This window comes from Mycobacterium sp. TH-M103, assembly GCF_057473785.1.
In genome coordinates, this window is sequence record NZ_JBYCLG010000093.1 from 1 (window position 1) to 8,383 (window position 8,383).

10 protein-coding genes and 3 pseudogenes are annotated in these 8,383 nt (G+C 69.5%); 8 read left to right on the forward strand and 5 right to left on the reverse strand.

What is annotated here, in order from left to right:
• The 4 genes and pseudogenes from AC2VOR_RS05340 to AC2VOR_RS05355 form a co-directional block, all read left to right on the forward strand.
• A partial coding sequence (locus AC2VOR_RS05340; protein ID WP_486963329.1) for a fatty acid desaturase family protein occupies positions 1-838 on the forward strand: 838 nt, incomplete at its 5' end.
• A 177-nt stretch (positions 839-1,015) separates the two neighbouring features.
• Positions 1,016-1,159: pseudogene (locus AC2VOR_RS05345) on the forward strand (SRPBCC family protein); the annotation flags it as partial.
• Positions 1,160-1,238: 79 nt separating this feature from the next.
• Positions 1,239-1,397 (forward strand): hypothetical protein, encoded by a 159-nt coding sequence (locus tag AC2VOR_RS05350; RefSeq protein WP_369741841.1) that lies wholly within the window; start codon positions 1,239-1,241, stop codon positions 1,395-1,397.
• Positions 1,388-2,104, forward strand: a pseudogene (locus AC2VOR_RS05355) (LLM class flavin-dependent oxidoreductase); the annotation flags it as partial. The gene AC2VOR_RS05350 and the pseudogene AC2VOR_RS05355, both read left to right, overlap by 10 nt.
• Here the strand turns inward: AC2VOR_RS05355 and AC2VOR_RS05360 are convergent.
• Entirely contained in the window at positions 2,101-3,213 is a 1,113-nt protein-coding gene (locus AC2VOR_RS05360) for a hypothetical protein (RefSeq protein WP_369741208.1), read from the reverse strand. The pseudogene AC2VOR_RS05355 and the gene AC2VOR_RS05360 overlap by 4 nt on opposite strands.
• Positions 3,210-3,785, reverse strand: coding sequence for a TetR/AcrR family transcriptional regulator (locus AC2VOR_RS05365; RefSeq protein WP_486963330.1), 576 nt, complete (start codon positions 3,783-3,785; stop codon positions 3,210-3,212). The genes AC2VOR_RS05360 and AC2VOR_RS05365 overlap by 4 nt, the downstream gene beginning before the upstream one ends.
• 97 nt (positions 3,786-3,882) lie before the next feature.
• Here AC2VOR_RS05365 and AC2VOR_RS05370 point away from each other — a divergent pair, with 97 nt between their 5' ends.
• Together AC2VOR_RS05370 and AC2VOR_RS05375 are read left to right on the forward strand one after the other, a co-directional pair.
• Complete coding sequence (locus tag AC2VOR_RS05370) at positions 3,883-5,046, forward strand: sulfotransferase family protein (protein WP_369741806.1); 1,164 nt, start codon at positions 3,883-3,885, stop codon at positions 5,044-5,046.
• Positions 5,047-5,064: 18 nt separating this feature from the next.
• On the forward strand, positions 5,065-5,229 hold the full coding sequence (locus AC2VOR_RS05375; RefSeq protein ID WP_369741840.1) for a hypothetical protein: 165 nt from the start codon (positions 5,065-5,067) through the stop codon (positions 5,227-5,229).
• 63 nt (positions 5,230-5,292) lie between these two features.
• Here the strand turns inward: AC2VOR_RS05375 and AC2VOR_RS05380 are convergent, their stop codons facing one another.
• Complete coding sequence (locus AC2VOR_RS05380) at positions 5,293-5,505, reverse strand: TOBE domain-containing protein (RefSeq protein ID WP_369741206.1); 213 nt, start codon at positions 5,503-5,505, stop codon at positions 5,293-5,295.
• 37 nt (positions 5,506-5,542) lie between these two features.
• On the reverse strand, positions 5,543-6,157 hold the full coding sequence (locus tag AC2VOR_RS05385) for a TetR/AcrR family transcriptional regulator (RefSeq protein WP_369741805.1): 615 nt from the start codon (positions 6,155-6,157) through the stop codon (positions 5,543-5,545).
• 143 nt (positions 6,158-6,300) lie between these two features.
• On the opposite strand from AC2VOR_RS05385, the gene AC2VOR_RS05390 reads away from it, so the two are divergent.
• On the forward strand, positions 6,301-7,620 hold the full coding sequence (locus tag AC2VOR_RS05390) for a cytochrome P450 (protein WP_369741205.1): 1,320 nt from the start codon (positions 6,301-6,303) through the stop codon (positions 7,618-7,620).
• Positions 7,621-7,623: 3 nt separating this feature from the next.
• Here the strand turns inward: AC2VOR_RS05390 and msrA are convergent, their stop codons facing one another.
• The gene (msrA, locus tag AC2VOR_RS05395; RefSeq protein WP_369741204.1) at positions 7,624-8,136 is read right to left on the reverse strand and encodes a peptide-methionine (S)-S-oxide reductase MsrA; all 513 of its coding nucleotides are present in this window, start codon (positions 8,134-8,136) and stop codon (positions 7,624-7,626) included.
• Positions 8,137-8,214: 78 nt separating this feature from the next.
• Here msrA and AC2VOR_RS05400 point away from each other — a divergent pair.
• Positions 8,215-8,383, forward strand: a pseudogene (locus AC2VOR_RS05400) (nuclear transport factor 2 family protein); the annotation flags it as partial.

The window sequence follows — 8,383 nt, forward strand, 5'->3', positions numbered from 1 at the left end:
CGACTGGATGCGCGACCCGGCGATCTCCGGCCGCTCCTTCGAGTGGGACACCGCCTGCCCCGCCGACCAGTGGCGGCACTCGCACAACTACATGCACCACACCTACACCAACATCGTGGGCATGGACCGCGACATCGGCTACGGCATCCTGCGGATGAGCGAGGACCAGCCGTGGGAGCCTTACTTCCTGGGCAATCCGCTGTACGCGTTCCTGCTCATGGTGTTGTTCCAGTACGGCGTCGCCCTGCACGAGCTGGAAACCGAGCGCATCCGCGCCGGCGAGATCCGGCTTGCCGACAAGCGCGAGGTACTCCGCGAGATCTGGAAGAAGACCCGCCGCCAGACGCTCAAGGATTACGTCGCCTTCCCGTTGCTGGCCGGGCCGTTCGCACCGTTCGTCTTCGCCGGCAACCTCTCGGCCAACCTGATGCGCAACGTGTGGTCGTACATGATCATCTTCTGCGGCCACTTCCCTGACGGCACACAGGAATTCAGCGTCGAGGAGACCAGGGACGAGTCCCGCGGCATGTGGTACTTCCGGCAGGTCCTCGGTTCGGCGAACCTGACCGGCGGCACTATCTTCCACCTGCTGTCCGGCAACCTGTCGCATCAGATCGAGCACCACCTGTTCCCGGACCTGCCGGCCCGCCGCTACCCCGAGATCGCGCCTGAGGTGCAGAAGATCTGCGAGCGCTACGGCATCCCGTACAACCGGGGTCCGCTGCTGCGCCAGTTCGGGACCGTCGTCCGCAAGATCGTCAGGCTGACTCTGCCGGACGCGGTGCTGGGGAGGGCTGGGGCCGACAAGCCGGCCGAGCAGGCTCTCGTCGCGGCGTGACCAGGCGTCGCGGCTGCGTCCACTGGTCTCGATTCGGTTTGGCTGGTCCACATCCGGTGCCCTGCGGTGGACAGTGGCCGGCGTGGAATGGACCGGCGCGAGCTATGCGGACAGGCCGACGGTGGAAGCGTCGCCGACCCGGCCCGCGTGTGGAGCCTGGTCTCCGACATTAAGCTGATGCCGACGTTGAGCAACGAGCTGCAGTCGGTGGAGTGGGCGGACGCCCGCTTCGTCGGGCACAACGAGCACCACGCGTTCGGACGATGGGACACCACCTCCCAGATCGCTGCCTGCGACCAGCACCGCGAATTCGCTTGGGCGGTAGTAGAACCCGACAACCCCGCAGCCACCTGGCGCTTCCGGCTCACCCCCGCGACGGCGGCCCGCTCTGAACTACTGGATGCAGATGGGGCCGGGGCGGTCGGGGTTGTCGGTGGCCATCGACGCGATGCCCGACAAGGAGCAGAAGATCGTCTTCGTACGGCTCCGGGAGTTCGAGGCCGCGATCGACAAGACGCTGTCGGCGATCAAGCGGCTGGCCGAGCACGGCGTGGGCTGATGCGGACCGCGACGACGGTCGACACGGTGCGGCAGGCGTTCGCCGGCGGCAAGATATCGCACGCGGGCAACGAGTTCCAGATCCCGCGCCCCGGCGGGGAGGCGGTGCCGATGCGGTTGTCGGCGCGGGCCGAACACGCCATCCCGGTCTACCTGGCCGCGCTGTCCCCGGCGATGCTGCGGTTGACGGGAAGGGTCGCCGACGGCTGGCTGGGCACCAGCTTCGTCCCGGAAGGTGCGTCCGGCGCCTATTTCGCCCACCTCGACGCGGGTTTGGCCGCCGCCGGGCGCACCCGCGCCGACCTCGACATCTGTCAGGGCGCCGACGCCGGCTTCGCCGCGGACGAGGACGAACTGCGCGGCATGATCGCCGGCCGGAAGGCCGAACTCGCGTTCAGTCTCGGCGGCATGGGGTCGGCGAGCACGAACTTCTACAACCGGGCCTACAGCCGGCAGGGCTGGGCCGACGTCGCCGCCGAGGTGCGGGAGCGCTGGCAGCGCGGCGATCGCGAGGGCGCCGCGGCGCTGGTGACCGACGAGATGGTGCTGGGCACCACGTTGGTCGGAACCGAGGAGATGGTGCGCGCGCGGCTGGCGGTCTGGCGCGACGCCGGGGTGCACACCGTGCGGCTCTATCCCGCCGGCGACACGCTCGAGGCCAGGCTCGACACGCTGGGGCGCGCCATCGAGCTCGTCCGAGCCGCCTAACGCACCGCCGTCGGCGCGTCGGCGGCCTTGACGAGCCGCACCTGCGGGCGGGCCGGCACCTCGTCGGACAGAAACCAGCGGAAGGCGAGGTTGCCGCGCGGATAGCCGAGCGTGGTCAGCGAATTCGGGTGGGCAGTCCGCGCGCGGGACAACACGATCGTCACCGACCCGTCGCCGTTGGGCATGGCGCTGTGGCCGTTGATCGAGCAGCGCGCGTCGGGGCCCTCCGCGGCCCCATAGGTGGCCATGAACTGGTTCCACACCACCAGGTTCCAGAACCGGCACGACGGTGGCCGGTGGGTGATGACCAGCGCCTCGTCGTCGGCGAGCACGAAGCTGCCGTAGGAGTAGCAGGCGTCGCGCGCCGACCAGCCGAAGTTGGCGTCGGGAACCTGGTAGGGGTCGGCGAATTCGTTGGCGGCGTGGGCGGTTCGGTGCCCGAGCGCGTGTTCGTCATCGGCGCGGGTCCCGACGGCCAGCGGGACGATCGCGAACATGGTGCGCAGCCACGCAGCGGCGGACCGCAGCGACGCAGCGGTTTCCGCGTCGCCGTGCCGGATCGGGGCCGGATCGTCGAGGGCCTCGATCCGCCAGTCGACGGGGCGGCCGGTCAGCGGGTCGGCCTGGTAGTCGCGGGTCATCAGCACGGCGGCGTCCGGGGTGGGGCCGATTTCGAACGAGAAGTTGCCGCCGGCGTCGATGTCGAGGTCGCTGTCGCGGACGATGGCCACGACGCGGTCCGACCACGCACCGGGTGCGGGTTCGTTGTAGGCGGTCAGCGAGAAGTACACGCTGTCGCCCCTGTTGCCGCTGACGAGGTAGCGCCGTGTCGGATCGACCGGGCACAGGAAGTAGTAGGCGTCGGTGTTGTCCCCGCCCCAGCGGCGGTCGCGGCGGAACGGGGTGTTGACCGCGACGAACTGCGGCCGGCCGGGCTCGGCGAACAGGTAGGTGTCGAACGCCACGCCCAATGTGGTGGCGAGCATGCGGTAGCCGTCGGCGACGTGCCGGTCGTCGCTCACCGCGCGGTCGCCCTCCAGGAACGAACGGCCCAGCCCGCCGAGGGTTTCCAGCAACTCCCGCCACGCCGCGGTCGACTCGTGCGTCATGCGCTGATTCCTTTCAGAAGCAACTCGGTGGTGCGATCGATCCACGCGTCCCCGAGTTCACGGGAGCGGGTGAGCAGGCCCAACAGTGCGATACCGGTGATCGCCTCGGCCAGCTCCGCGGCGGTGAGGTCGGCCCGCACGAGGCCCGCGGTCGCGGCGCCCGCCAGCCAGCCGGCGAGACCACCGGCGATGACGTCGGCGAACCGCTCCAGCAGCGCCGAATGCAGCGTCGGGTCGGCCGCCATCTCGCCGATCAGACCCGGCAGCGCCGCGCGGGCTGCCGGGGTCGACAGGAAAGCCACTGTGCGGCGAACCATTTCGCGCAGGTCGTGCCGCAGCGACCCGGTGTCGGGGATCGCGGTGGCGGCGCCGAGCGGAAACACCGCCTCGTGCACCAGGTGTGCCTTGCCCGGCCAGCGCCGGTAGATCGCGGGCTTGCTGGTTCCGGCCCGTTGGGCGATCGCGGCGATGGACAGCCCAGAGTATCCGGTTTCGGCGAGCAGTTCGACGGTCGCGCGCAGCACCGCACGGTCGATGCGGGGGTCACGGGGGCGCCCAAAATCCACTGCCATTACGAAACTCAACGTAACATAAGTCGCCGTGAGCCAAGTCCGTCTCGACGACCTCGCCCAGCCGCGCTTCGGTGAAGAAGCCCGGCAGATCCTCGACATGATGTCCTCGATGGCGCCGCTGTGCCCGTTGGACGCCGACGCGCTGCACGCCCGGGCCAGCGCCGACACCGGCCTTCACGACTTCGGCCCCGACGACTACCGCGAGCGGCTGGCCGTCTACCTCGCGGCGCTGCGGGAGATCGACGGCCTGCACGAGGCGGGCGTCGTCAACTTCTACGGGCAGCTGCTGCAGTTGCTCAAGAACCGGTTGCTGCTGGCCGACCTGCTGCGCCGGCACCCCGAGATCGACGGCCTCGCGCTGCAATCGCCGGTGGTGATCGCCGGGCTGCCCCGCACCGGCACCACCCACCTGCACAACCTGCTGGCGGCGGCGCCCACCTTCCGCACGATGCCGTACTGGGAGAGCGTCGAACCCTTTCCCCTGCCGTCCGAGCAGGGAACCGAGCCGGACCCGCGGCGCGCCCGGATGGACGTCGCGGTCGGGGTGATCAACACCGTGATGCCGCATCTCGCGCTGATGCACGAAATGACCACCGACCACGTCCACGAAGAGATCCAGTTGCTGGCCAACGACTTCTCGACGATGCTCTTCGAGACGCTCGCCGAGGTGCCGCGCTGGCGCGAGTACTACCGGGTCCACGACCAGACGCCGCACTACCGGTATCTGGCCACCCAGCTCAAGGCGATGCAGTTCCTGCGCGGCGGACGGCGCTGGCTGCTCAAGTCGCCCCAGCACCTCGAGCAGGTGCCGGTGCTGGACCGGGTGTTCGGTGACAGCATCGTGGTGTTCACCCACCGCGACCCGGTGCCGGTGGCGCTGTCGATGATCGCGATGATCACCTATTCCGCGCGGATGCACCGCACGTCGGTGCCGGTCGAGCGGATCGCGGCGTCATGGGTCGACCGGCTCGAGGGGATGCTGACCGCGCTGGTCCGAGACCGCGACACCATCGGCCCGCAACGCTCGATCGACGTCCGCTTCGACGACTTCATCGCCGACGAACTCGGCGTCGCCGAGCGGGTCTACGCCCTGGCCGGCGAGCCGTTCACCGAACAGGCGCGCACAGCGATCACCGGCTACCTCGGCGGGCACCGCCGGGGCCGGCTGGGCAATGTGGAGACCTCGGCGGAGATGTTCGGGCTGAGCGAGCGGGATCTGCGCGCGCGCTTCGCGCCGTATGTCGAGCGGTTCCTGGCGTAACCGGTACGGTCACCAGGCATGGTCACGATGCCCGCGCTGGACGGCGTCGAACACCGGTTTGTTGATCTGCCCGGCGGCGTGGTGATCCATGTCGCCGACGTCGGCCACCGGATCGTCGAGCAGGCGCCCTGGCTGGTCCTGGACCGGCTGTGCACGTTTCTTCGCGGCGACCGCGAGACATAAACTACGGTGGCGCTTTTCGGCGTGTCGTGCGCGTGGTTTATGTGTCGCGACGGCGCTCGGGCGCTACTCGACGCCGATCATGACCTCGGTGGACTTGATGAACACGGTCGCGGGCTGACCGACCGCGAGGCCGAGCTCGGCCGCCGCGTCCTTGGTGATCGAGGACGTGACGACCTGCTCGCCGCCGTCGAGCTTCACCTTCACGATCGCCATCACGCTGCCGAGGTTGACCTCGGTGATGGTGCCTTTGAGCTGATTCCGGGTCGATAGCCGCATCGCGGGCCTCCAGGGGATGAAGGGGTGTGCGCCGAGCCTAACCGCGCGGGCCGAGCAGGGCTATGGACGCGTCGACGGCCGGTTCGACGATGTCGCGCGCAGCCTTCCCGTCCTCCATCGCCAGGGCGGTCAGTTCGCGCAACCCGCCCAGCAGGATCACGGCCAGCGATCCGGTCAGCGGTGGCAGGCCGGCGCGGCGGAACCCCGGGCTGGCGCTTAAATCGATCAGCAGGTCGGACAGCAGCTGAATCCCGCGGCGCTGTGCGGGCCGGGCGATCGCACCGAGCGAGGGCAGCTCACGGATCCAGCTCAACGTGAGGGCGGGCCGGGCCTCGATGTGTCCGGCGTAGGCCTCGACGGCCTGCCGGATCTGCACGGACCAGTCGGCTTCGGGGTCGACCGCCGCGGCGATGCCGTGTCCCAGCTTCTCGTTGTCGGCCTGCAGCAGTTCCAGGAAGCACGCTTCCTTGCTGGCGAACCGGTCGTAGAAGGTGCGTTTGGACGTGCGGGCGTTGCGGACGATGTCGGCGACGGTGCTGGCGCGGTAACCGCGCTCGTCGATCGAGGTGGCGAGGCCCTCGAGCAGCCGGAGCCGGAACGGATCGGCCTTGCCCGGCGGGTCGCCGACCGCGTCGTCGGCGGCCGCCGTCATCGCTGAGGTCACCGCCGGTGCCCCTTTCGTGATCGCGACACCCTTGTCAGAAAGTGGTACCCAAAGTACCGTACCGGGGAAGACCTGCGGTACATGGCGGTACCGCCCCGGCGAGGGGCGACAGGTGTTGGGAGATCACCGAAATGAGCCAAGTCGTCACCGACGCGCCCCCGGCGGTACGGATGCCTCCGGCCACGCGCCTGCCACCGATGCTGCAGGCCCTCGCGTTCGCCACGGCCCGGCGGTCGATGATGAGCCGCCTCGCGCGCCGGTACGGCCGGGTCTTCACGGTCGCGATCCCGCTCTACGGTCAGCAGGTCGTGGTCGGCGACCCGCAGTTGGCCAAGCAGGTCTTCACCACCAGCCCCGAGGTGCTCGGCAACATCCGGCCCAACCTGAGCCGGCTGTTCGGCTCCGGCTCGGTGTTCGGCCTGGAAGGCGAGGACCACCGGCAGCGGCGGCGGCTCCTGGCCCCGCCGTTCCACGGCAAGAGCATGAAGAACTACGAGAGCATCATCGAGGAAGAGGCGCTGCGCGAGATCGCGGACTGGCCCGAAGGCGTGCCGTTCGCGACGCTGCCCTCGATGATGCGGATCACCCTCAACGCCATCCTGCGTGCGGTGTTCGGCGCCGAGGGCGCCGAACTCGACGAGTTGCGCCGGCTCATCCCGCCGTGGGTGACGCTGGGCTCGCGGTTGGCCGCCCTGCCGAAACCCCGGCGGACCTATGGGCGCTTCAGCCCCTGGGGTCGGCTGCGGGCGTGGCGCCGCCGCTACGACGTCATCATCGACAAGCTGATCGACGCCGCGCGCGCGGATCCCGACTTCGCGGAGCGCACCGACGTGCTCGCGCTGATGCTGCGCAGCACCTACGACGACGGATCGGTCATGTCGCGCAAGGACATCGCCGACGAGCTGTTGACGCTGCTGGCCGCCGGGCACGAGACGACCGCGGCCACGCTGGGCTGGGCCTTCGAGCGGTTGAGCCGGCACCCCGACGTGCTGCGCGCGCTGGTCGCCGAGGTCGACGACGGCGGCCACGAGCTGCGGCAGGCCGCGATACTCGAGGTGCAGCGGGTCCGCACGGTCATCGACTTCGCCGCCCGCCACGTCTGTTCGCCGACCTACCAACTCGGGGAATGGGTCATCCCGCAAGGCAATTCGATCCTGGTCTGCATTTCGCAGATCCACGGCAATCCCGAGGTCTTCCCCGACCCGGATCGCTTCGACCCGCAACGATACCTGGGCAACAAGCCGCCGGCGGCCGCCTGGATCCCGTTCGGGGGCGGTACCCGCCGGTGCGTGGGGGCCGCGTTCGCCAACATGGAGATGGACGTAGTGTTGCGAACGGTGTTGCGCCACTTCACCATCGAGACGACGACGGCGCCCGGCGAGCGCTGGCACTCGCGCGGTGTCGCGTTCACGCCGAAGGACGGCGGTCGGGTGGTGGTCCGCCGGCGCTGAGCCCTACTGGTCGGCGGTGGCCCGGCGCGGCAGCTTCCAGCCGGGACGCACGTAGTGGCAGGTATACCCGTGGGGGTAGCGCTGCAGGTAGTCCTGGTGCTCGGGCTCGGCCTCCCAGAAGTCGCCGGCCGGGCTGACCTCGGTCACGACCTTGCCCGGCCACAGGCCCGACGCGTCGACGTCGGCGATGGTCTCCAGCGCGATCCGCTTCTGCTCGTCGTCGAGGTAGAAGATGGCCGAGCGGTAGCTGGGGCCCAGGTCGTTGCCCTGACGGTTCTTCGTTGTGGGGTCGTGGATCTGGAAGAAGAACTCCAGCATCGTGCGGTAGTCGGTGACCGCGGGGTCGTAGACGATCTCGATCGCCTCGGCGTGGGTGCCGTGGTGGCGATAGGTCGCGTTGGGGACGTCGCCGCCGGTGTAGCCGACGCGGGTGGAGACGACGCCGGGCTGCTTGCGGATCAGGTCCTGCATGCCCCAGAAGCAGCCGCCGGCGAGGATAGCCTTGCGCGTTGTCATAGCTTTCCTCCTCGGGAACCGAAGACGTTGCCCAGGCTACACTCCGGCGATGACGTGTAACGGTGCGAAGGAGCCCTCGTGACCACGCGCGAATTCTCCCGCGACGAGCTGTCGGCCGCCTTCGAGAAGTTCGAGGAGACGGTCGCCCGGGCCGCCGAGACGCGGGACTGGGACGCCTGGGTCGAGCAGTACACGCCGGACGTGGACTACATCGAGCACGCGATGGGCACCATGCACGGCCGCGACG

Coding starts and splice junctions, on each gene's coding strand:
- AC2VOR_RS05390 (WP_369741205.1), top strand. CDS start 6,301: ATGAGCCAAGTCGTCACCGACGCGCCCCCGGCGGTACGGATGCCTCCG.
- AC2VOR_RS05365 (WP_486963330.1), bottom strand. CDS start 3,785: ATGGCAGTGGATTTTGGGCGCCCCCGTGACCCCCGCATCGACCGTGCG.
- AC2VOR_RS05375 (WP_369741840.1), top strand. CDS start 5,065: ATGGTCACGATGCCCGCGCTGGACGGCGTCGAACACCGGTTTGTTGAT.
- AC2VOR_RS05370 (WP_369741806.1), top strand. CDS start 3,883: ATGATGTCCTCGATGGCGCCGCTGTGCCCGTTGGACGCCGACGCGCTG.
- AC2VOR_RS05360 (WP_369741208.1), bottom strand. CDS start 3,213: ATGACGCACGAGTCGACCGCGGCGTGGCGGGAGTTGCTGGAAACCCTC.
- AC2VOR_RS05385 (WP_369741805.1), bottom strand. CDS start 6,157: ATGACGGCGGCCGCCGACGACGCGGTCGGCGACCCGCCGGGCAAGGCC.
- AC2VOR_RS05380 (WP_369741206.1), bottom strand. CDS start 5,505: ATGCGGCTATCGACCCGGAATCAGCTCAAAGGCACCATCACCGAGGTC.
- AC2VOR_RS05350 (WP_369741841.1), top strand. CDS start 1,239: ATGCAGATGGGGCCGGGGCGGTCGGGGTTGTCGGTGGCCATCGACGCG.
- msrA (WP_369741204.1), bottom strand. CDS start 8,136: ATGACAACGCGCAAGGCTATCCTCGCCGGCGGCTGCTTCTGGGGCATG.